Source organism: Lactobacillus sp. ESL0260, from assembly GCF_003692935.1.
Lineage (GTDB): Bacteria > Bacillota > Bacilli > Lactobacillales > Lactobacillaceae > Lactobacillus > Lactobacillus melliventris.
Genome location: NZ_REHO01000013.1, coordinates 96,297 through 116,926 on the forward strand (window position 1 = coordinate 96,297; position 20,630 = coordinate 116,926).

Below are 20,630 nucleotides of genomic sequence, written 5' to 3' on the forward strand. Positions count from 1 at the left end.
ATTCTCACCCCTTTAAATTGGTTTCTATATCTTTTACCAAGTCGGCTATAGTTAATGGTAATTTTGCAAACTGATAGTTTTGCAATTTAGTTGCAAACAAGGATGGCTTAGGCTCTTCTAAATGATGCTCTTGTAACCAATTACGATCTTTAAAAATGTCTCTTGGTGCAGCTTGTTTAATCATTTTACCGTGCTCCATGACTAAAACATTTTCAGCATAATTAGCTACATCATCCATATTATGAGTAACTAATATTACAGTATGTCCTTCTTTTTGATACTCAGAAAAAAGTGCCATCATTTGTTTACGTGCTTCAGGATCAAGACCAGCGGCTGGTTCATCTAAACAGAGAATATCTGGCTCATAAGCCATAACACCAGCTATCGCTACCCTTCTCATTTGTCCGCCAGATAACTCAAAAGGTGATCGTTTACCAATCTCTTCAGGTAAACCAACTTTTTTTAGCCAAAACCTGGCACTTGCAAGAGCTTTTTCATTATCATAGCCAAAGTTTTTAGGTCCAAAAGCAATATCATCTATTACTGTATTTTCAAATAGCTGTGCTTCAGGAAATTGAAAAACCAGACTAACATGTCTTCTCAATTCTTTTAAATTTTTATTGGTAGTTTCTGGTGTGATAGTTGTGCCAGCTATTTCTATTTTCCCAGATGTAGGTCTAATTAGAGCATTGAAATGTTGCATAAGTGTCGATTTACCACTACCAGTATGCCCAATTATTGCATTAAAAGATCCATCTTGCAGCTCGAAAGAAACATTGTCTAAACCTTTTTTTTCAAGTGGTGTTTCTGGAGAATAGATGTAACTTACATGTTCGAATTTAATTGACATAAATAATTGATCAACTCTTTTTCTGAATCTACACTAGCTGGGATTTCAACAGAGTCAGCCAGTAACTTTGCTTTGACTTGCTCATAAAATGGTACATCCAAGCCCAACTTTTTCAACAGATCAACTTGATTAAAGACATCTTTAGTACTACCCTTAGTAATTAATTTACCATCATTCATTACTAAAACCTGGTCAGCCATATTAGCTTCATCAATATCATGCGTAATTGAGATTACTGTCAAGTCATATTTATTCTTCATCGCTTGCACTATTGATAATATTTGGTCTCTACCTTCTGGATCAAGCATTGACGTAGCTTCATCCAGCACAATAATCTTAGGTTTAATAGCCAGAATCCCAGCAATTGCTACTCTTTGTTTTTGTCCTCCTGAAAGATTTGCTGGTTCAGCATTGATGTATTCGCTCATCCCCACTGCTTTAATTACTTCAGGAACAATCTTTACCATTTCAGTGTGAGAAACACCGCGATTCTCTAATCCAAATGCAACATCATCAGCCACTGTAGCTCCCACAAACTGATTGTCAGGATTTTGAAAGACAATTCCAACTTTGTTTCGAACTTCCCAAACCGTATCATCATTTAATTTTAAGCCGTCCACTTCAATCTCCGGTTTTCCTTTTTCATCAGGTACCAGTAAACCATTAATCAGGCGGATAATTGTCGACTTGCCACTGCCATTATGGCCAATAATTGATGTCCATGAACCCCGTTTAATATCAAGACTAATGTTGTCTATAGCGGGAGTTTCTGACTCTGGATACGTAAAGCTTACATTTTTTATTTTGATAATACTGTCAGTTGTCATACTCTCACCATCCTAAAAAGTCTGATTCAATTGTACCAAAAATATTATAATTTCTGAACCATGTTTGCAATCTTTCTATTTTTATCATTACTATCTGGCTTTTTTTTAATAAATTTTAGCAATATCAAAAGGAGTAGCTTTTAATTAAGTGATTTTTACTTTGTTTGTAGCAGTGTAATTCATTTTGCCTCACTAAATTAAAGTATTAAAACTGAATATGAAGTAAAAGTCAATTAAGTTTTATTTGCACACTGTCTATTAACTAAAATCTAAAGCAAAAAAAATCATCCATGAGGAGGGATAAATTACTTCATCTAAGCTAGACTAAACTTTCGTCATCATCTTAACGCTTATTCTCACTCTCACGGATAATTCTTAATAGCTATTAAGTTTAGATTATTCGAATTAAACTAATTCTAAAATAACCATTGGAGCTGCATCACCTTTACGGGCAGTAGCAAGCTTCATAATTCTGGTGTAACCACCATTTCTGTCTTTGTAACGAGGTGCCACATCGCTAAAAAGCTTCTGTAAAGCTGATTTAACAACTACTGCATCTTTTTCTTCATGAATATCTGCAACTTCATCACGAATAAAAGCAGCGGCTCTTCTTCTTGCGGCTAAATCTCCACGCTTACCTAAAGTGATCATCTTTTCGGCAGTCTTGCGAACTTCTTTAGCACGTGTTTCAGTAGTAGTAATGCGTTCATTCATGATCAATTGAGTAGTCATTTCTCTTAACATTGCTTTTCTATGTGCACTGTCTCGTCCCAATTTACGGTATGCCATCAGTTTACCTCCTTTATTTTTCGAAATTAATCTTCTTGACGAAGTGATAGTCCCAAGTCAGCTAACTTGTTTTTAACTTCTTCCAACGATTTCCGTCCTAAATTGCGTACACGCATCATATCTGCTTCTGTCTTATCAGTCAGTTCTTGCAGTGTATTAATTCCGGCACGTTTAAGACAATTGTATGAACGAACAGAAAGATCAAGCTCTTCAATTGTCATTTCAAGCTTCTTTTCTGCCGTATCGTCCTCTTTTTCAACCATCACATCATTGAATTTAGTATTTGCATCAGCAGTTTCAAACACTTTAAAGTGTGCGACTAAAATTTTAGCAGCGAAACTGAGGGCATCGTTAGGCTTGATTGAACCATCTGTCCAAATCTCTAAGGTGAGCTTATCAAAATCGTCTCTTTTACCAACACGAGTTGATTCAACTTGGTAATTAACTTTCTTTATTGGTGAAAACAAAGAATCAACCGGAATAACCCCAATTGGCATATCCTCACTCTTATTGTCACTTGCTGCAACGTAGCCACGGCCATTTTGAACAGCAATTTGCATATGCAAATGACCACCATCAGCAATAGTACAAATATATTGGTCAGGATTCAGGATTTGAATATCAGCGTCAGCTTTGAGATCATCGGCGGTTACAGTAGCCGGACCCTCTACGTCAATTTCAATAATTTTTTGTTCATCTGAAAAAGACTTTAATTCAAGTTTCTTAAGGTTCAGGATTATCTTAGCGACATCTTCTCTTACGCCTGGAACGGTTGAGAATTCGTGTAAGACATCATCTATTTGAACGTAAACAAGTCCTGTACCTGGGATAGATGTCAGTAAAACTCTACGTAATGAGTTACCTAAAGTAGTACCAAAGCCTCGTTCAAGTGGTTCAATAACAAATTTACCATACGACTTTTCTTGGTCCACAACGGTAATATTTGGTTTTTCAAATTCAATCATTACTAGGCCCCTTTCAAAACGCAATGTCCTTCATTAAGAACAAAATTAAACACGACGACGTTTTGGTGGTCTAGAACCATTGTGAGGAACTGGGGTAACATCACGAATTGCGGTGATTTCAAGCCCAGTCGCTTGTAGTGATCTAATAGCAGATTCACGGCCAGCACCCGGACCTTTAACAGAAACTTCAACATGTTTCATGCCTTGATCCATTGCGCTCTTAGCTGCTGCTTCGGCTGCCATTTGTGCCGCAAATGGTGTAGACTTACGACTACCTTTAAAGCCTAATGCACCAGCTGAAGACCAAGCAATTGCATTGCCTTGAACGTCAGTAATCATGACTAAAGTATTGTTAAACGTAGAATGGATATGAGCCACGCCTTTTTCAACGTGCTTCTTCACACGGCGTTTACGTGCTGTTTTAGGCATCAATAAACCTCCTTAAAATTTTTATTTATTCTTTTTACTACCCTTACGTGTACGAGCATTATTCTTGGTATTTTGACCACGAACTGGAAGTCCACGACGGTGGCGAATACCACGATATGAACCAATATCAATTAACCGCTTAATGTTCATGCTGACTTCTCTACGTAAGTCACCTTCAACACGGTATTTATCAACTTCTGCACGAAGCTTCTCTTGGTCATCTGGAGTCAAATCTTTTGAACGTATGTCTTCAGAAACACCAGCATCCGCACAAATCTTTTGTGCTGTTGGTTCACCAATACCATAAATATAAGTTAATGCAACAACTATTCTTTTATCTCTTGGTAAGTCAACACCAGCAATACGTGCCATAAATTGCACCTCCTATTTTTCTAACCTTGACGTTGCTTGTGCTTTGGATTTGCAGAGCAAATAACCATTACACGACCATTTCTTTTAATTATCTTACAATGTTCACACATTGGTTTAACAGATGGTCTAACCTTCATGTTTCCCTCCGTTATTACTTTATAAATCGATAAGTTATTCTACCTTTAGTTAAATCATAAGGAGAAAGTTCAACTGTAACACGGTCTCCAGGTAAAATTCGAATATAATGCATTCTAATCTTACCGGAAACATGTGCTAAAATCACTGCTCCATTTTCCAATTCAACTTTAAACATAGCATTAGGCAAGGTATCAACAACCTTACCTTTTACTTCTATGACATCATCTTTTGCCAAAGCCGTTCCTCCGCATTTAAACAGTCATACTTTGAAATTATAACACGGAAAAGTAAATATACAAATTATTGCTTTTTACTTAAAACCGCATCAACATTCTTGAAAACTTCTTCAGGGGTTTGTTCACCATCAACAACAGTTAACAAACCTTTTTTCCGGTAAAAGTCCTTTAGCGGTGTATTCATCTTTTCATTTACTTCTAAACGATTTTTTACTACTTCAGGCTTGTCATCTTCACGTTGATAAAAGTCATGACTGCCACAACGATCACAAGTCCCTTTAACTTGGGGCATTTTTGTAATCTTATTATAAGTAGCACCACAATTTTTGCACATAAAGCGTGCTGACAAACGTTTTACTAAAGTTTCTTCTTTAACTTCTAGTGAAATTACGTTTGTTAATTGTTTATTGACGCGTTTAGCAATATCTTCAAAAAGTTCCGCCTGAACAATAGTCCGTGGAAAACCATCTAAGATGTAACCCTCTTTAATATCAGGTTGCCCTATACGTTCTTCAACTAATTTGGCAGTAACTTCGTCCGGTACCAAATCACCTTTATCAATGTAACTTTTAGCTTCAAGACCAACTTTAGTCTCATTAGCCATTGCTTCTCTAAACATATCCCCAGTTGAAATATGAGTTAGATGATATTTATCGACAATTTGTTCTGATACCGTACCTTTGCCAGCACCAGGCAAACCTAAAAGAAATATATTAATCATTTATCCGTCCCTATCTGATGAATCCAACGTATTCTCTCTTCATTAACAATCCGTTAATTTGACGAGATAGTTCCAAGACGACACCAATAACAATTAAAAGACTGGTACCGCCTAATCCAATTGAACTTGGTAAATCCCAAAAATTAGTAGCAAGTTGTGGTAATAAAGCTACAAGGCCTAAAAATACAGATCCTACTGTTGATAATCTTATCAATACCTTAGAAACATAATCTTGTGTATCTTTACCCGGCCAAACACTTGGGATATAAGCGCCCTGCTTCTGCAAATTCTTAGCCAGCTTCTCAGGGTTAACCTGAACAAAAGCATAGAAGAATGTGAACAGAATTATTAAAACAGTATAAATTATAACCCCAGGTGTAGTTTGCATACTAAAGATATTAGTCATTATCTTGTACCACTGCTGGTCGCCTTGAGACTTTTGGAAAGCCATTAAAATTGTTGCCGGTGTGATGATGAAAGAACTAGCAAAAATAACTGGAATAACACCAGAAACATTAACTTTCAATGGCAAAAAACTTTCAGAGCCACTAATAGTTGCTCTTCTTGTATATTGTATTGGAATTCGGCGATCTGCCTGTTCTACCCATGTAACTACTTGCGTTACGATAAGTATTGCAATGATAATCGCGATGAAGAACAAAATCCCTTGCCAACGATCACTCGCACTGTTGTTAATAACGTCTTCTTTATATAGCTGCCACAGTCCTCGCGGTAGCCTAGCAATAATACCTGCAAAAATAATAACAGAAACTCCATTGCCCAGACCCTTATCAGTGATTTCATCACCTAACCAGGTTAGCAACATTGTTCCGGCAGTCATTACAATTGCAATCTCAAAGTAAGATTGCCAAGTCTGTGACTTGACTAACCCCATCTCAGTCAAAGCATTGAAACCAAGCGTGATACCAATACTTTGGATGAATGCCACAAACAATGCAAGTACACGGGTTACGTTATTAGTCTTACGGCGTCCTACTTCTCCTTGTTTACCCCATTCTACCAACGTCGGAACTATGTCCATTTGTAAAAGTTGAATAACAATTTGTGCAGTAATGTAAGGTGAAACACCTAAAGAGAATATTGAATAGTTATCAAGTCCACCACCAGAAACAGTATCCAGCATTGGGACCAAACCAGTTTGTGCAACTTGAGTAATCGCTTTTGCGTTGACACCTGGAACAGTGATATTAGCTCCAATTCGGTAAATCAAAAGAATAAAGAGTGTGAAATATATTTTATTTCTAATTTCTTTATCCTTAAAGGCGTTCTTCAAGGTCGAAAACATTAGATCACCTCAACAGATCCGCCTGCATCTTCAACTGCTTTCTTCGCAGCGGCGGAAACTTTGTTAATCTTTACGTTTAACTTAACTTTTAACTCACCTTTTGCAAGCAACTTAACGCCTGATAATTCTTTCTTTACCAAACCTTTTTCTTTAAGACTAGCAACTGTAACTTCGTTACCATCCTCAAACTTGTTTAAATCATCTAAGTTAATGATTGCATACTCTTTGCGGTTAACGTTCTTAAATCCACGCTTTGGCATAGTTCTGAATAATGGCATTTGACCACCTTCAAAGCCTAAACGGGTATGACCGCCTTGGCGAGACAATTGTCCCTTTTGGCCACGGCCAGAAGTTTTTCCAAAACCACTTGAAGTACCACGACCAACACGTTTTCTAGTATTGCGTGAACCTTCAGCAGCATGTAATTCATGAAGCTTCATTAATTTGGCACCTCCTCAATTAACTAATTATTAATCTCTTCAACTGAAATCAAGTGGGCAATTTTCATCAATGCACCACGAGTTGCAGCATTGTCTGGTAAAGTAGTTGTACTGTTAATTCTACCTAAACCAAGAGCTTTCACAACTTTTCTTTGGTTAGGCAGACGGTGTGCAGCACTTCTAATTAAAGTAACTTTTAATTCAGTCATTTATTCTGTCTCCCTAATCTAATTCAGCGTGACGAAGCTTTTCAACGTCTTCACTTGTTCTAAGTTTCTTCAAACCATCTATTGTTGCACGAACAACATTAATTGGAGTATTAGAACCGAGTGACTTGGAAGTAACATCAGCAATACCAGCCATATCCATAACGATACGAACGGCACCACCAGCAGCAACACCAGAACCAGCTGGAGCAGGTTTAATCATAATATTACCTGAGCCATAATGACCAATTACTTCATGAGGAATAGTAGTGCCAACCTTAGGAACTTTGATCATGTTCTTTTTACCAGCTTCAACGGCCTTACGGATTGCTTCTGGAACTTCTTGAGCTTTACCAGTACCAAAGCCTACACGACCTTTTTTGTCGCCAACGATTACCAAGGCAGCAAATCTCATTCGTTGACCACCCTTGACAACCTTGGTGACACGATTAATTGCTACTAACTGATCTTCGATGTCGTCCTTATTTCTGCGATTATTGCGAGAATCGTTGCGGTTTGCCATGTATTTATCTCCTTTCCTAGAACTCTAATCCGTTTTCACGAGCGGCATCTGCCAAAGCTGAAATACGGCCGTGGTATAAATAACCACTTCTGTCAAACACTACACTAGTAATGTTTTTAGCTTTCGCTGCTTCAGCAATATTCTTGCCAACAGCTTGAGCTTGTTCTACTTTAGTCTGATCCTTAGCTACAGCATCATCTAAAGTTGAGGCACTTGCTAGCGTTACACCCGCTACGTCATCAATTAATTGAGCGTAGATGTTTTTGTTTGAACGGAAAACGCTTAAGCGTGGGCGCTCAGCAGTACCAGAAATTTTGCTACGAATACGTTTGTGACGCTTTAAGCGCAATTTGTTCTTATCTGGTTTTGAAATCACAATTTCACCTCAAAAATTATTTTCTATTTACCTGTCTTACCTTCCTTACGACGTACATATTCGTCAGTATAACGAATACCTTTACCTTTGTAGGGCTCTGGTGGACGTACATCGCGAATTTCAGCAGCAAATTGTCCAACATTTTGCTTAGAAATTCCTTCTACTTCAATGTCTGTAGCTGAAGTAGCTTTCACTGAAACACCTTCTGGTGCAGTCATTACAACTGGGTGTGAGTAACCAACATTTAAAGTGAGTTTATTACCTTGTGCTGTTGCACGGTAACCAACACCGATTAACTTTAAAGTTTTCTTATATCCATCAACCACACCTTCAACCATAGAGGCTAAATTAGCTCTCTCGGTACCATGAAGAGCTTTGTCGCTTTCACTAGAACGTGAGAAGTTAATTTTACCATCTTCTTGTTTAAAAGTGATTTTTGGATCGAAATATCTGGTTAATTCACCTTTAGGTCCTTTAACAGTGATATTGTCACCCTTCTTGGTAACAGTGACACTATCTGGGACTTCAATTGTTTTTAAACCGATACGGCTCATTGATTGTTCTCCTTTCTGTCAGAATTACCATACATAGGCGATAACTTCGCCACCAACATCTTTTTGTCTTGCTTCCTTGTCGGTAATTACACCAGCAGAAGTAGAAACGATGGCAATACCTAAGCCATTAAGTACCTTAGGTAAATTTTCAGCGCTTACGTAAGTTCTAAGACCTGGCTTAGAAATTCGTTTTAAGCCTGAAATGACACGTTCTCCGTCAGGACCATATTTCAGGAAAATCTTAATCATACCTTGCTTGTTGTCATCGGTAACTTCGTAATCACGGATGAAGCCTTCGCGTTTCAAAATTTCTGAAATAGATTTTTTAATATTTGATGCAGGAACTTCAACTGAATTATGTTTTGCCATATTAGCATTTCTAATTCTAGTCAAGTAATCTGCGATCGGATCTGTCATGACCATTTATGCTATCCTCCTATCCGTATTACCAACTAGCCTTTTTAAGGCCAGGAATTTGACCTTTGTGAGCTAAATCTTTCAAGCAAATACGGCATAAGCCAAACTTACGATAAACAGAGCGTGGACGACCACATCTCTCGCAACGAGTGTATTCACGTGAAGAAAATTTAGCAGGACGATGATTTCTAATTTTTTGTGATGTCTTAGCCATTAATGTCCTCCATTATTTTGCAAACGGCATACCAAATTGACTTAGAAGTTCTCTAGCTTCCTCATCTGTATTGGCAGTAGTAACGATAACAACATCTAAACCCCTGGTTCTATTAACTTTATCAAAGTCAATTTCTGGGAAAATTAATTGTTCCTTAATACCTAAAGTGTAGTTACCACGACCATCAAATGAACGGCTTGAAACACCGCGGAAGTCGCGAACACGAGGAAGTGAAACACTGATTAACTTATACAAGAAGTCATACATTCTATCTCCTCTAAGTGTAACCTTAGCACCGATAGACATACCTTCACGCAAGCGGAAGTTAGCGATTGACTTTTTGGCTTTTGTTACCAAAGGCTTTTGACCTGAAATTAAAGTTAATTCTTCAACAGCTTCGTCTAAGTTTTTAGCGTTGGAAACAGCATCACCAACACCCATGTTCAAAACGATTTTCTCAATCTTTGGTACTTGCATAACTGAGCTGTAATCAAACTTTTCTTGCAATGCAGGAACAATTTTTTCTTTATATTCTTGAGCTAAATAATTTGCCATTTGTGTCCTCCCTTCTACTTCTTAGTTTCTTCTTTATTATCATTTGCTTTGCCTTCAGACTTTGCAATGACTTTAACGTTTGATGCGTGAATTGAACCTTCTGATTCAACTACACCACCATTAGCATTAGTCTGTGAAGGCTTTTGGTGTTTCTTAATCTTATTAACGCCTTTAACAACCACACGGTTCTTTTTAACATTAACAGATAAAACAATGCCTTCTTTACCTTTGTCTTTTCCGGCAATAACTTTTACTTTGTCACCAGTTTTAACAAACATCAGTGCACCTCACTTATTATAAGACTTCAGGAGCAAGAGAGACGATTTTCATAAAGTCGTGCTCACGCAGCTCACGTGCAACAGGCCCAAAGATACGAGTACCGCGTGGGCTCTTATCTGCATTGATAACTACTCCAGCATTTTCATCAAACTTGATGTATGAACCATCTTCACGACGGGCGCCTGATTTTGTTCTAACAATGACGGCCTTGACAACGTCACCTTTTTTGACAACGCCACCTGGTGTTGCTTGTTTAACAGTTGCTACCACAATATCACCAATGTTACCGGTCTTACGTCTTGATCCACCTAAGACTCTAATAACTAAAAGTTCTCTGGCACCTGAGTTATCAGCAACCTTCAAACGGGATTCATTTTGAATCACTATATAATCCTCCCCTCACTAAATCCGCAAAATTAAACAGATTTTTTAACAATTTTAACTAAACGAAAGCGCTTTGTACGAGATAATGGACGAGTTTCCATGATACGAACAGTATCGCCAACTTTAGCTTCATTTTTATCATCTTGTGCGTAGTATTTCTTTGAATATCTGATACGCTTCTTGTAAACAGGGTGATTCTTATAAGTATCAACAACTACAGTGATAGTTTTGTCATTCTTATCAGAAATTACTTGGCCTTGATATACGTGACGATGATTTCTTTCGATTGATTCGCTCAAGTTAATAACTCCCTTCCACTAATCTTTTTCCAATGCTTTTTCACTAAGAATTGTTTTAATTCTAGCAATATTTTTACGGACTTTGCTTAGGCGAGCGGTATTTTCTAATTGACCCGTTGCTTGTTGAAAACGCAAATTAAAGAGTTCTTCTTTGTATTGCTTTTCTTTGTCTAACATTTGATCAGTGGTTAATGCTCTGATTTCCTTAGCCTTCATTAGAATTGCCACCTACTTCCGAACTTCTAGACACGAACTTACATTTAATTGGAAGCTTAGTTGCAGCAAGTCTCAAAGCTTCGCGAGCAGTTGCTTCGTTAACGCCACCAATTTCAAACATGATCTTTTCTCTCTTGACTACAGCTACCCAGCCTGCTGGTGCACCTTTACCAGAACCCATACGTACACCAACACCTTTAGCAGTGTAAGACTTTTGAGGGAAAATTCTAATCCAAACTTTACCGCCACGCTTCATATAACGAGTCATCGCAACACGAGCAGCTTCGATTTGTTGAGTAGTAATCCAGTGGGATTCAAGGGCTTCTAATCCATATTCACCAAAAGCGATAGTTTTACCACCCTTAGCGGCACCACGCATTTTACCACGAAACTCACGACGGTGTTTTACCCTTTTTGGTACTAGAGGCATTATTTGTTTCCTCCCTTCGCAGCTTTTTCGGGCTTCTTACTTTTAGAAGGTAAGATTTCACCCCGGTTAATCCATACTTGAACGCCAATTTCACCATAGGTGGTGTAAGCATTTACCCAAGCATAATCAATATCAGCTCTTAAAGTTTGTAATGGAACACGTCCTTCTGTATGCCATTCTCTTCTTGCCATGTCAGCACCATTTAAACGACCAGAAGTTTGTACTCTGATTCCTTTAGCACCGGCACGCATTGTTCTTTGAGTTGCTTGACGCGTAGCACGTCTAAAAGCAATACGAGCTTCAAGTTGACTAGCAATACTTTCAGCTACCAATTTAGCATCAAGATCTGGCTTCTTAATTTCAACAATATTAACGTGAACCTGCTTTTTAGTCAAAGCATTTAATTCTCTTCTCAGTGCTTCAACTTCAGAACCACCTTTACCAATCACCATACCTGGTTTAGAAGTATTGATTGATACGTTGATTCTATTGGCTGCACGTTCAATTTCAACAGTAGAAACAGAGGCATTCTTTAATTTCTTATCAATGAATTTTCTGATGCGCAGGTCTTCATTTAAGGTTTCTTTGTATCCTCTGTCAGCATACCATTTAGATTCCCAGTCACGTATCACGCCGAGACGAAAACCATTTGGGTTAATTTTCTGACCCATTAATATACCTCCCTTAATCGTTCTTTTCTGACACTACTACAACTACATGACTAGTTCTCTTGTTAATCGGAGAAGCCATACCCTTGGCACGTGGTCTAAATCTCTTTAAAGTAGCTCCCTCGTTTACGTATGCTTCAGACACATAAAGATTAGCACTTTCAAGATCGTAATTGTGTTCTGCATTTGCAATTGCTGAGCGTAAAACTTTTTCAACGATTGGGGAAGCAGCTCTAGGCGTAAATTGCAAGATTGCCAATGCTTCAGCCACGTCTTTGCCACGAATCAAATCAACGACTAAACGTGCTTTTCTTGGAGCAATACGAACTGTTCTTGCCTCTGCCCTAGCTGAACTAACTTGTTCTGCCATTTAAGTGTTTCTCCTTTCTCTATTTTGAAGTAGCCTTGTCGTCAGATGTCTTGTGTCCGCGGAAAGTTCTCGTTGGAACAAATTCACCTAACTTATGACCAACCATGTCCTCAGTAATGTATACTGGAACATGCTTTCTACCATCGTAAACAGCTATAGTCAAACCAACAAAAGAAGGAAAAATAGTTGAACGACGTGACCAAGTTTTAATAACCTGTTTTTTATCTGTGTCTGCTTGTGCATCAACTTTCTTTAATAAAGATGCATCAGCAAAAGGCCCTTTTTTAATACTACGGCTCATTAAATTACCCTCCTTCTATTATTTGCTACCCTTACGGTGACGAACAATCAATTTCTCGCTGGCTCTCTTACTATTTCTAGTCTTAATACCACGAGCTTTCTTGCCCCATGGAGTCATCGGTTGTGGACGACCTACAGGAGCCTTACCTTCACCACCACCATGTGGGTGATCGTTAGGGTTCATTACGGAACCACGAGACTGTGGGCGTCTACCCAACCAGCGACTGCGTCCAGCTTTACCTAATTGGATTAATGAATGTTGTTCATTACCTACGACACCGATAGTTGCACGACAAACTGATAAAATCTTGCGAACCTCACCACTTTGTAATTTAACTAATGTGTACTTACCATCATTACCCAAAACTTGAGCGCTGGCTCCAGCACTTCTAACAAGCTGACCGCCTTTGCCAGGTCTTAATTCAATATTATGAATTGAAGTACCAGTTGGAATGTTCTTTAAAGGCAAAGCATTTCCTGGTTTAATATCTGCGTTAGCACCAGATTCAACCACATCGCCGACTGTTAAACCTTTTGGTGCCAGGATATAAGCTTTAATACCGTCAGTGTAGTGAAGAAGTGCAATATTAGCAGTTCTGTTTGGATCGTATTCGATAGCCTTAACTACAGCTTTAGCGTTGTCTTTATTACGCTTAAAATCGATGATACGGTATTTTTGCTTATGTCCACCGCCACGGTGTCTACTTGTAATATGACCATAAGAGTTACGACCTGCAGTATGTGATTGTGACTCAAGTAGGGTACGTTCTGGTTTGCTCTTAGTAATTTCAGCAAAGTCAGAAGTAGTCATATTACGGCGACCATTTGTGGTTGGCTTATAAATTTTAATAGCCAATTGACTGACCTCCTATTACTTATTTTCTTCTTTATTGTTGCTATCGTCTTTGAAAATTTTGATATCGTTTGAATCTTCAGTTAAGGTAACTATTGCCTTACGGGTACGAGCGGTTTTGCCTGAATAACGGCCAACACGCTTATCCTTACCACGAACATTCATGATATTAACTTTTTTAACCTTAACATCAAAAATTTCTTCAACAGCATCACGAACTTGAGTCTTGGTTGCAGTTAAAAGCACGTTGAAAGTGTACTTCTTATCATCCATTAAGTTCGTTGACTTTTCAGTAATGACAGGTCTTAAAATGATATCATGTGCACTCATTTCGCTGAAGCCCCCTCAACATTCTTTTCAATCTTTTCAATAGCTTCTTTAGTCAAAACTAATTTGTCATAATTAACAACATCTTCAACATTCAAGCCATTAGCAGTGATTACCTTAACGTTTGGCAAGTTTCTAGCTGAATATTGAACATTCTGATCATCAGAAACAACTAAAACTTTGCCTTCAACTTTTAAGCCGTCCAAGATTGACTTGAATTCTTTGGTCTTAGGAGCTGACATTGTCAGTTGATCTAAAACTACTAAATCTTCATCAAGCAATTTCTGGGAAAGAACAGACTTGATAGCCAAGCGCCGTTGCTTTCTTGGCATTGAGTATGCGTAAGAACGTGGAGTTGGTCCGAAAACTACACCACCGCCACGCCATTGTGGGGAACGGATAGAGCCTTGACGAGCACGTCCAGTACCCTTTTGCTTCCAAGGCTTCTTACCACCGCCGCGAACAGCGGATCTATTTTTGACCTTTGAGGTACCTTGACGTCTGCCAGCTCTCTGTCTGATAATTGCGTCAAAAACTACGCTTTCATTTGGCTTAATACCAAATACATCATCATTTAAAGTAACTTCACCAGCGTCTTTGCCTTTTTGATCGATAACTTTTAAATTAGCCATTCTAGTCCTCCTTCCTATTTATTATTCTTAACAGCTGATCTAACAGTAAGCAATGAATTCTTAGCACCAGGTACATTACCCTTGATTAATAATACATTCTTATCTGCCACAACTTTTTCAATTACTAAATTTTCAATGGTAACTTTCTTCATTCCCATGTGTCCTGGCAGGCGTTTGCCCTTAGGAACACGGTTGATGATGGAACCCATTGAACCAGGAATTCTGTGATATCTTGAACCGTGAGTTTCTGGTCCACGTGATTGGCCCCAACGTTTAATGTTACCTTGGTATCCATGACCTCTTGTAGTACCAGTGACGTCAACTACGTCACCTTCCTTAAATGTGTCCACAGTAACTTCTGAGCCGACTTCGTAGTCCTTAAGCTCAACTCCGCGGATTTCACGTATGAAGCGCTTAGGCGAAGTCTTTGCTTTTGCAGCATGACCTTTTTCTGGTTTGTTGCTCAAAACTTCACGCTTGTCTTGGTATCCTAATTGAATTGCTTCGTAGCCGTCAGATTCAACTGTCTTAACTTGCATAACAACGTTAGGAGTTGCTTCAACAACAGTTACAGGCACAAGGATACCATCTTTAGTGAAGATTTGGGTCATACCAACTTTTCTTCCTAAGATTCCTTTGGTCATGATTACACCTCTTTCTTTTAAAAATTAAAGTTTAATTTCGATGTCAACACCGCTTGGTAAATCAAGCTTCATTAAAGAGTCAACAGTCTTAGGTGTTGGATTTAAAATATCGATTAAACGCTTATGCGTACGAATTTCAAATTGTTCACGTGAATCTTTGTTCTTATGTGGTGAACGCAAAACAGTAAACAATACCCTTTCTGTTGGCAGTGGAACAGGACCTGAAATTTCAGCTCCGGTTCTCTTAGCAGTAGCTACAATTTTAGCAGCTGATTCATCGAGAATACCATGTTCGTATGACTTAAGTCTGATACGAATTGATTGACTTGCCATTAAATTACCTCCTCAACGTCTTCTTTAAAAGATGACTAGCTTCCACAAAAATTCCCGGCACTACCTCTGTGGCAATGCAGCCTGGTGTGCCGCAACCTTTTGTATCAACGCTTTACAACAAAATGTGCTTTTAGGGCAGAAAAAGCCCTAGACACACAAAAGATAGTATACCTGTTTTAAGCTTGAATATCAAGGCTTAAAGGATATTTTTCTTGACTTTATATCAGCAATTATAAAATTTTAACTTTTATAAAGTAATATTTTTTAGCAGCAACTAAAATACAACAGTGAATATTTTATAGCAATGTTTTTGCTCAATTTGGTGAAAATAACAAGGTTAGGTTGACATGACAAGATCTAGTCTATAAAGACAGAGTTTATTATTAAAATACATTGCGCATAAAAAAGAGCTACTGGATCTACCAATAGCTCTTATATCAATTTTAAAATTATACCCCATTAACTATCAGAAATTATTCTGCGTTACCCCCACGCTTTTTAATAATTTCTTCTTGGATAGATTTAGGTGTAGGTGAATAGTGGTCAAAGACCATTGTAAACGTACCACGACCTTGAGTTGAAGAACGCAAAGTAGTAGCATAGCCAAACATTTCTGCAAGTGGAACCATTGAATTCAACACTTTAGCACCAGCACGGTCCTGCATGTTATCCATAGTACCACGACGAGCTGTAATGGAACCCATTACGTCACCTAAGTAGTCTTCAGGTGTGATTACTTGAACTTTCATAATAGGCTCAAGGATAACAGCACCAGCCTTAGGAGCCGCATTTCTCAATGCCAATGAAGCAGCAACCTTGAAGGCAGCTTCAGATGAGTCGACTTCGTGGTAACTACCATCATAAAGCTTAGCTTTAACATCAATCAACGGGTAACCAGCCAAGATACCATTTTTCATGGATTCTTGCAGACCTGCATCAACGGCTGGAATAAATTCGCGAGGAACAACACCACCAACAATGGCGTCTTCAAATTCGTAACCTTTTCCTCTTTCATTTGGAGTAAATTCAATCCAAACGTCACCGTATTGACCCTTACCACCAGACTGACGAACAAACTTACCTTGTGCTTTAGCAGGCTTAGTAAAGGTTTCACGATAGGCAACTTGTGGTTCACCAATTTTTGCTTCAACATGGAATTCACGCTTCATACGTTCAACCATAATTTGCAGGTGCAATTCACCCATTCCGGAGATCAAAGTTTGACCAGTTTCAGCATTTGTTTCTGCTCTAAAAGTTGGATCCTCTTCAGTCAGTTTTTGCAAGGCAACATCAAGCTTATCACGGTCAGCTTTAGATTCTGGCTCAATTGAAACTTGAATAACTGGATCTGGAACTTCCAAGCTTTCCAAAATTAACGGGTGATCAGGATCAGTTAAGGAATCACCAGTAGTAGTGTTCTTTAACCCAATGGCACCAGCGATATCACCTGAGAAAACTTCAGGAATCTCACTTCTTGAGTTGGCATGCATTTGCAACAAACGGCCAACACGTTCACGGCCATTCTTTGAAGCATTCAAAACATATGAACCTGATTCAAGTGAACCAGTGTAAACACGAATATAAGTTAAACGACCAACAAATGGGTCAGTAGCAATCTTAAATGCCAAAGCAGAGAATGGCTTTTCGTCTCCAGCAACTAGTTCAACTTCCTCACCAGTTTTTGGATCGTGAGCAACATAAGGCTTAACGTCTAATGGAGATGGTAAATAGTCAACTACACCATCAAGCATCATTTGCACACCCTTGTTCTTGAATGCTGAACCTGCAAATACTGGGAAAATCTTCAAATCCAATGTAGCTTTACGAATAGCAGCCTTTAATTCATCAACGGAAATTTCGTCACCATTAAGATACTTTTCCATGATATCATCATCAACGTCTGCTACTTGTTCAATTAGCTCACCGCGACGCTTTTCTGCTTCTTCTTTATACTCATCAGGAACAGGAATAGTGTCCCACTTGGAACCAAGTTTATCTTCATCATAAACATCAGCCACCATGTTGAGTAAGTCGATAACACCCTCAAAGCTTTCTGCAGAACCAATTGGCATTTGAACAGCCAGAGCATTGGCATTTAAACGTTCATGTAAAGACTTAACAGAATTATCAAAATCTGCACCAATCTTGTCCATCTTGTTTACAAAAACAATTCGAGGAACTCCGTAAGTTTCAGCTTGCCGCCAAACATTTTCAGTCTGAGGTTCAACTCCGGCTTGGGCATCAAGAACAGTAACAGCACCATCAAGTACTCGAAGTGAACGCTCTACCTCAATAGTGAAGTCAACGTGTCCTGGGGTATCGATAATGTTAATTCTGTAATCATGCCATTGTGCTGTAGTAGCAGCTGAAGTAATGGTAATACCACGTTCTTTTTCTTCATCCATCCAGTCCATTTGGGAATCACCCTCATGGGTTTCGCCGATTTTATGGATTTTTCCAGTGTAATAAAGAATACGCTCGGTAGTAGTAGTCTTACCCGCATCAATGTGGGCCATAATACCAATGTTACGTGTTTTTTCTAATGGAAATTCACGCTTATTAGCCATAGATTTTTTCCTTTCCCTAAAAAATTAGAAACGATAGTGTGCAAATGCACGGTTGGCTTCAGCCATACGGTGAACATCTTCACGCTTCTTAACAGCTGAGCCAGTATTGTTTGAAGCATCGATAATTTCATTAGCTAAGCGTTCATCCATAGTATGTTCATTACGTAAACGAGCATATGAAACTAACCATCTTAAACCAAGAGTAGTTCTTCTTTCAGGACGAACTTCTACTGGGATCTGGTAGTTTGAACCACCAATACGGCGTGCTCTAACTTCCAAAACTGGCATGATATTGTTCATAGCTTCTTCAAAAACATCGAGTGGCTCCTTGCCAGTCTTTTCTTTAACAATGTCAAAAGCATCATAAAGGATTGAAGATGCCTTAGCTCTCTTACCATCAATCATTAAGTGGTTGATCAACTTGGTTACGAGCTTTGAATTATATACTGGATCCGCTAAAATATCTCTTTTAGCAACGTGTCCTTTTCTAGGCATTATTTACTCCTCCTTAATCTTTCTTGGCACCGTACTTGGAACGGCCTTGTTTTCTACCATCAACACCCGCAGTATCTAACGCACCACGGATAATGTGATAACGAACACCAGGAAGGTCCTTTACACGACCACCACGAATTAAAACAACTGAGTGTTCCTGTAAATTATGGCCCTCACCTGGAATGTATGCAGTTACTTCGATCAAGTTTGAAAGACGAACACGAGCATATTTCCGTAAAGCTGAGTTTGGCTTCTTTGGTGTCATGGTACCGACACGAGTAGCTACTCCACGCATTTGAGGTGCTGGGTTAGCTACTAGCTCTTTCTTCATACTGTTGTAGCCGTAGCTTAAAGCAGGTGACTTTGATTTAGTCGTCTTAGTATGACGACCTTTTCTTACCAATTGGTTAATGGTTGGCATTAAATTTTCCTCCTAAAAAAATTATTTTGTTCACACATCCAGGAGTTTCTTTTTTTGGTCCCAGATAAATCTTCAAAATACACAATGACTATTGTACTCGCTTGAATTAAAAATGCAAATTATTTTTATTAGCTAAAAAATTTATATCAGTTTTTTCGTATTTAGTTCTAGTGGGGTAATGAAATGAACTTGATTTTTAAAATTAGCAATTTTTTGATTGGAACCTGTCTGGCTTCTCATGCCTGCGTTATTGTCGAAAGAGTTGGAAAAGAAGACTTTATTTTTAGCCGTTCAAAATGCACGAACTGCAATCAGCAACTGAACATATTTGATGAGATACCATTGATTTCTTATTTATTACTCAAAGGTCGGTGTCGTTATTGCAAAGTTCAGATTCCTGCTGAATATTTTGTAACAGAATTTTTAGGAGGGGCTGCTTTCCTTAAGATCGATTTTAGTAATCCTCATGATGCAATCACAGCAATTATTTTGTTTAACATACTTCTAGCTGCTATCAGTGACTATCAGTCAAAAGAGTTCGATATTGCTTTCGTTGTTCCTGCCTTTTTTATTTCAGCTTTGCGTATAATTAAAACCTTTGAGCAAATCAATATTACAGATTTAGTTGAGTTTTGTCCCATTTTTTTACTTTTTCTTTATGAAACAATAAAACATAAAATTGGCAAGGGAGATTTATTGATCTACCTTATCTTAACTTTTTGTTTTGACCCTAAATTTGCCAATTTAACTTTTTTAACTGCCTCAATTATTTTACTTAGCTTTTTTATTGGTGGTGAAGTAAGCAAAAATGAACCTGTAGCATTTATTCCCTTCATTTATATTGGATTAATCATTCAACTTTTATGTAAATAAAAAGCTGCATCTTAAATAAAATAAGATGGCAGCTCCTATAAACCATAAAATTATTTTTTTAAGCATATGTTAACTGTATCTTGCCATCAAGCTCTGAAAACTTGGCAGCAGTACTAGGGCTAATACTACTCCAACTGCTCCTTGAATTGTGTTGGTAAAAAGACTGGCAAAGCCAGCTGCCCAAGTATAAAGGACTGTGTTAGTGACAAAATACCCGGCAACCATCAAAAATACTCCTATAACTCCGGCAACAGCTCCCTTAACTACTTGATTTTTTAAGTTCCAGTATCTAAAGACTAATCCAACAAAGAAACCTTCTAAACCATGGACAACAAGAGAAAAGAGCATAAACTGGCCGTATCCACCCAAAAGATCAAGTAAAAATCCGGAAAGACCACCAACTACACCTCCAGCTACAGGACCAAACAAAAGTGCCACTAAATAAATAATTGCATCACATAAATTAATATTACCGTGAGTCAAAGGCATAGGAATAATGAAAATTCGACTAATAACGACGTTAATCGCAGTTAATAATGCTAATAATACAAGTCTCTTTAAAGAAAAATCATTTTCCCTCAACTTCAATATCCCCCTCATTATTTTTCTGATTATATCATT

General features: G+C 38.2%; 36 protein-coding genes. 1 reads left to right on the top strand and 35 read right to left on the bottom strand.

Going from position 1 to position 20,630, the window contains the following annotated elements; genetic code table 11:
- Positions 1-4 precede the first annotated feature (4 nt).
- The 34 genes from F5ESL0260_RS06845 to rpsL form a co-directional block, all read right to left on the bottom strand.
- Complete coding sequence (locus F5ESL0260_RS06845; RefSeq protein WP_122026346.1) at positions 5-850, bottom strand: energy-coupling factor transporter ATPase; 846 nt, start codon at positions 848-850, stop codon at positions 5-7.
- Positions 826-1,677 (bottom strand): energy-coupling factor transporter ATPase, encoded by an 852-nt coding sequence (locus tag F5ESL0260_RS06850; RefSeq protein WP_122026347.1) that lies wholly within the window; start codon positions 1,675-1,677, stop codon positions 826-828. Before F5ESL0260_RS06850 ends, F5ESL0260_RS06845 begins: the two co-directional genes overlap by 25 nt.
- 405 nt (positions 1,678-2,082) lie before the next feature.
- On the bottom strand, positions 2,083-2,466 hold the full coding sequence (rplQ, locus tag F5ESL0260_RS06855; protein ID WP_046325341.1) for a 50S ribosomal protein L17: 384 nt from the start codon (positions 2,464-2,466) through the stop codon (positions 2,083-2,085).
- Between the two features lie 26 nt (positions 2,467-2,492).
- Complete coding sequence (locus F5ESL0260_RS06860; protein ID WP_046325342.1) at positions 2,493-3,431, bottom strand: DNA-directed RNA polymerase subunit alpha; 939 nt, start codon at positions 3,429-3,431, stop codon at positions 2,493-2,495.
- A 45-nt stretch (positions 3,432-3,476) separates the two neighbouring features.
- The gene (rpsK, locus tag F5ESL0260_RS06865) at positions 3,477-3,860 is read right to left on the bottom strand and encodes a 30S ribosomal protein S11 (RefSeq protein ID WP_034980403.1); all 384 of its coding nucleotides are present in this window, start codon (positions 3,858-3,860) and stop codon (positions 3,477-3,479) included.
- Between the two features lie 21 nt (positions 3,861-3,881).
- The gene (rpsM, locus tag F5ESL0260_RS06870) at positions 3,882-4,232 is read right to left on the bottom strand and encodes a 30S ribosomal protein S13 (RefSeq protein ID WP_034980405.1); all 351 of its coding nucleotides are present in this window, start codon (positions 4,230-4,232) and stop codon (positions 3,882-3,884) included.
- Between the two features lie 20 nt (positions 4,233-4,252).
- On the bottom strand, positions 4,253-4,369 hold the full coding sequence (rpmJ, locus tag F5ESL0260_RS06875; RefSeq protein ID WP_006729432.1) for a 50S ribosomal protein L36: 117 nt from the start codon (positions 4,367-4,369) through the stop codon (positions 4,253-4,255).
- Between the two features lie 14 nt (positions 4,370-4,383).
- Positions 4,384-4,605: a translation initiation factor IF-1 gene (infA, locus tag F5ESL0260_RS06880; RefSeq protein ID WP_034980408.1), complete on the bottom strand. Its 222-nt coding sequence runs from the start codon at positions 4,603-4,605 to the stop codon at positions 4,384-4,386.
- A gap of 65 nt (positions 4,606-4,670) precedes the next feature.
- Positions 4,671-5,327, bottom strand: a complete 657-nt coding sequence (locus F5ESL0260_RS06885) for an adenylate kinase (protein WP_122026348.1) — start codon at positions 5,325-5,327, stop codon at positions 4,671-4,673.
- A gap of 10 nt (positions 5,328-5,337) precedes the next feature.
- Positions 5,338-6,633, bottom strand: coding sequence for a preprotein translocase subunit SecY (secY, locus tag F5ESL0260_RS06890; RefSeq protein ID WP_110446428.1), 1,296 nt, complete (start codon positions 6,631-6,633; stop codon positions 5,338-5,340).
- On the bottom strand, positions 6,633-7,073 hold the full coding sequence (gene rplO / locus F5ESL0260_RS06895) for a 50S ribosomal protein L15 (RefSeq protein ID WP_046325345.1): 441 nt from the start codon (positions 7,071-7,073) through the stop codon (positions 6,633-6,635). The genes secY and rplO overlap by 1 nt, the downstream gene beginning before the upstream one ends.
- Positions 7,074-7,096: 23 nt before the next feature.
- Positions 7,097-7,282: a 50S ribosomal protein L30 gene (rpmD, locus tag F5ESL0260_RS06900; protein ID WP_046325346.1), complete on the bottom strand. Its 186-nt coding sequence runs from the start codon at positions 7,280-7,282 to the stop codon at positions 7,097-7,099.
- A 13-nt stretch (positions 7,283-7,295) separates the two neighbouring features.
- Entirely contained in the window at positions 7,296-7,802 is a 507-nt protein-coding gene (rpsE, locus tag F5ESL0260_RS06905; RefSeq protein WP_046325347.1) for a 30S ribosomal protein S5, read from the bottom strand.
- Positions 7,803-7,818: 16 nt separating this feature from the next.
- Entirely contained in the window at positions 7,819-8,178 is a 360-nt protein-coding gene (gene rplR / locus F5ESL0260_RS06910; protein ID WP_046325348.1) for a 50S ribosomal protein L18, read from the bottom strand.
- A gap of 23 nt (positions 8,179-8,201) precedes the next feature.
- The gene (rplF, locus tag F5ESL0260_RS06915) at positions 8,202-8,732 is read right to left on the bottom strand and encodes a 50S ribosomal protein L6 (RefSeq protein WP_034980425.1); all 531 of its coding nucleotides are present in this window, start codon (positions 8,730-8,732) and stop codon (positions 8,202-8,204) included.
- 24 nt (positions 8,733-8,756) lie between these two features.
- Positions 8,757-9,155 (bottom strand): 30S ribosomal protein S8, encoded by a 399-nt coding sequence (rpsH, locus tag F5ESL0260_RS06920; RefSeq protein WP_046325349.1) that lies wholly within the window; start codon positions 9,153-9,155, stop codon positions 8,757-8,759.
- A gap of 22 nt (positions 9,156-9,177) precedes the next feature.
- On the bottom strand, positions 9,178-9,363 hold the full coding sequence (locus F5ESL0260_RS06925) for a type Z 30S ribosomal protein S14 (RefSeq protein ID WP_034980430.1): 186 nt from the start codon (positions 9,361-9,363) through the stop codon (positions 9,178-9,180).
- Positions 9,364-9,375: 12 nt separating this feature from the next.
- A complete protein-coding gene (gene rplE, locus F5ESL0260_RS06930) occupies positions 9,376-9,918 on the bottom strand; it encodes a 50S ribosomal protein L5 (RefSeq protein ID WP_046325350.1) in 543 nt (180 codons plus the stop codon).
- A 14-nt stretch (positions 9,919-9,932) separates the two neighbouring features.
- Positions 9,933-10,196 (bottom strand): 50S ribosomal protein L24, encoded by a 264-nt coding sequence (gene rplX / locus F5ESL0260_RS06935; protein WP_046325351.1) that lies wholly within the window; start codon positions 10,194-10,196, stop codon positions 9,933-9,935.
- A gap of 16 nt (positions 10,197-10,212) precedes the next feature.
- A complete protein-coding gene (gene rplN / locus F5ESL0260_RS06940; protein WP_034980437.1) occupies positions 10,213-10,581 on the bottom strand; it encodes a 50S ribosomal protein L14 in 369 nt (122 codons plus the stop codon).
- A 32-nt stretch (positions 10,582-10,613) separates the two neighbouring features.
- On the bottom strand, positions 10,614-10,880 hold the full coding sequence (gene rpsQ / locus F5ESL0260_RS06945; RefSeq protein ID WP_034980439.1) for a 30S ribosomal protein S17: 267 nt from the start codon (positions 10,878-10,880) through the stop codon (positions 10,614-10,616).
- Positions 10,881-10,898: 18 nt separating this feature from the next.
- Positions 10,899-11,096 (bottom strand): 50S ribosomal protein L29, encoded by a 198-nt coding sequence (gene rpmC, locus F5ESL0260_RS06950; RefSeq protein WP_046325352.1) that lies wholly within the window; start codon positions 11,094-11,096, stop codon positions 10,899-10,901.
- Complete coding sequence (rplP, locus tag F5ESL0260_RS06955; RefSeq protein WP_046325353.1) at positions 11,086-11,526, bottom strand: 50S ribosomal protein L16; 441 nt, start codon at positions 11,524-11,526, stop codon at positions 11,086-11,088. Before rplP ends, rpmC begins: the two co-directional genes overlap by 11 nt.
- Complete coding sequence (gene rpsC, locus F5ESL0260_RS06960; protein WP_046325354.1) at positions 11,526-12,197, bottom strand: 30S ribosomal protein S3; 672 nt, start codon at positions 12,195-12,197, stop codon at positions 11,526-11,528. The genes rplP and rpsC overlap by 1 nt, the downstream gene beginning before the upstream one ends.
- 13 nt (positions 12,198-12,210) lie before the next feature.
- Complete coding sequence (gene rplV / locus F5ESL0260_RS06965) at positions 12,211-12,564, bottom strand: 50S ribosomal protein L22 (protein ID WP_034980453.1); 354 nt, start codon at positions 12,562-12,564, stop codon at positions 12,211-12,213.
- 19 nt (positions 12,565-12,583) lie between these two features.
- Positions 12,584-12,865 (bottom strand): 30S ribosomal protein S19, encoded by a 282-nt coding sequence (rpsS, locus tag F5ESL0260_RS06970; protein WP_038523755.1) that lies wholly within the window; start codon positions 12,863-12,865, stop codon positions 12,584-12,586.
- Between the two features lie 18 nt (positions 12,866-12,883).
- The gene (gene rplB, locus F5ESL0260_RS06975; protein ID WP_034980459.1) at positions 12,884-13,720 is read right to left on the bottom strand and encodes a 50S ribosomal protein L2; all 837 of its coding nucleotides are present in this window, start codon (positions 13,718-13,720) and stop codon (positions 12,884-12,886) included.
- Between the two features lie 15 nt (positions 13,721-13,735).
- Positions 13,736-14,047, bottom strand: coding sequence for a 50S ribosomal protein L23 (gene rplW, locus F5ESL0260_RS06980; protein WP_046325355.1), 312 nt, complete (start codon positions 14,045-14,047; stop codon positions 13,736-13,738).
- Positions 14,044-14,676: a 50S ribosomal protein L4 gene (rplD, locus tag F5ESL0260_RS06985; RefSeq protein ID WP_122026349.1), complete on the bottom strand. Its 633-nt coding sequence runs from the start codon at positions 14,674-14,676 to the stop codon at positions 14,044-14,046. Before rplD ends, rplW begins: the two co-directional genes overlap by 4 nt.
- Before the next feature lie 14 nt (positions 14,677-14,690).
- Complete coding sequence (gene rplC / locus F5ESL0260_RS06990) at positions 14,691-15,320, bottom strand: 50S ribosomal protein L3 (protein WP_122026350.1); 630 nt, start codon at positions 15,318-15,320, stop codon at positions 14,691-14,693.
- A 24-nt stretch (positions 15,321-15,344) separates the two neighbouring features.
- On the bottom strand, positions 15,345-15,653 hold the full coding sequence (gene rpsJ / locus F5ESL0260_RS06995) for a 30S ribosomal protein S10 (RefSeq protein ID WP_045928455.1): 309 nt from the start codon (positions 15,651-15,653) through the stop codon (positions 15,345-15,347).
- Between the two features lie 473 nt (positions 15,654-16,126).
- Positions 16,127-18,220: an elongation factor G gene (gene fusA, locus F5ESL0260_RS07000; protein WP_046325358.1), complete on the bottom strand. Its 2,094-nt coding sequence runs from the start codon at positions 18,218-18,220 to the stop codon at positions 16,127-16,129.
- 24 nt (positions 18,221-18,244) lie between these two features.
- Positions 18,245-18,715, bottom strand: a complete 471-nt coding sequence (rpsG, locus tag F5ESL0260_RS07005) for a 30S ribosomal protein S7 (protein WP_034980476.1) — start codon at positions 18,713-18,715, stop codon at positions 18,245-18,247.
- A gap of 13 nt (positions 18,716-18,728) precedes the next feature.
- Complete coding sequence (gene rpsL, locus F5ESL0260_RS07010; RefSeq protein WP_046325359.1) at positions 18,729-19,136, bottom strand: 30S ribosomal protein S12; 408 nt, start codon at positions 19,134-19,136, stop codon at positions 18,729-18,731.
- 183 nt (positions 19,137-19,319) lie between these two features.
- Between rpsL and F5ESL0260_RS07015 the strand changes: the two genes are divergently transcribed.
- Positions 19,320-20,009, top strand: a complete 690-nt coding sequence (locus tag F5ESL0260_RS07015) for an A24 family peptidase (RefSeq protein ID WP_122026351.1) — start codon at positions 19,320-19,322, stop codon at positions 20,007-20,009.
- Between the two features lie 69 nt (positions 20,010-20,078).
- Here F5ESL0260_RS07015 and F5ESL0260_RS07020 read toward each other — a convergent pair whose 3' ends face one another.
- Complete coding sequence (locus F5ESL0260_RS07020; protein WP_233557724.1) at positions 20,079-20,591, bottom strand: ECF transporter S component; 513 nt, start codon at positions 20,589-20,591, stop codon at positions 20,079-20,081.
- Positions 20,592-20,630: the final 39 nt, after the last annotated feature.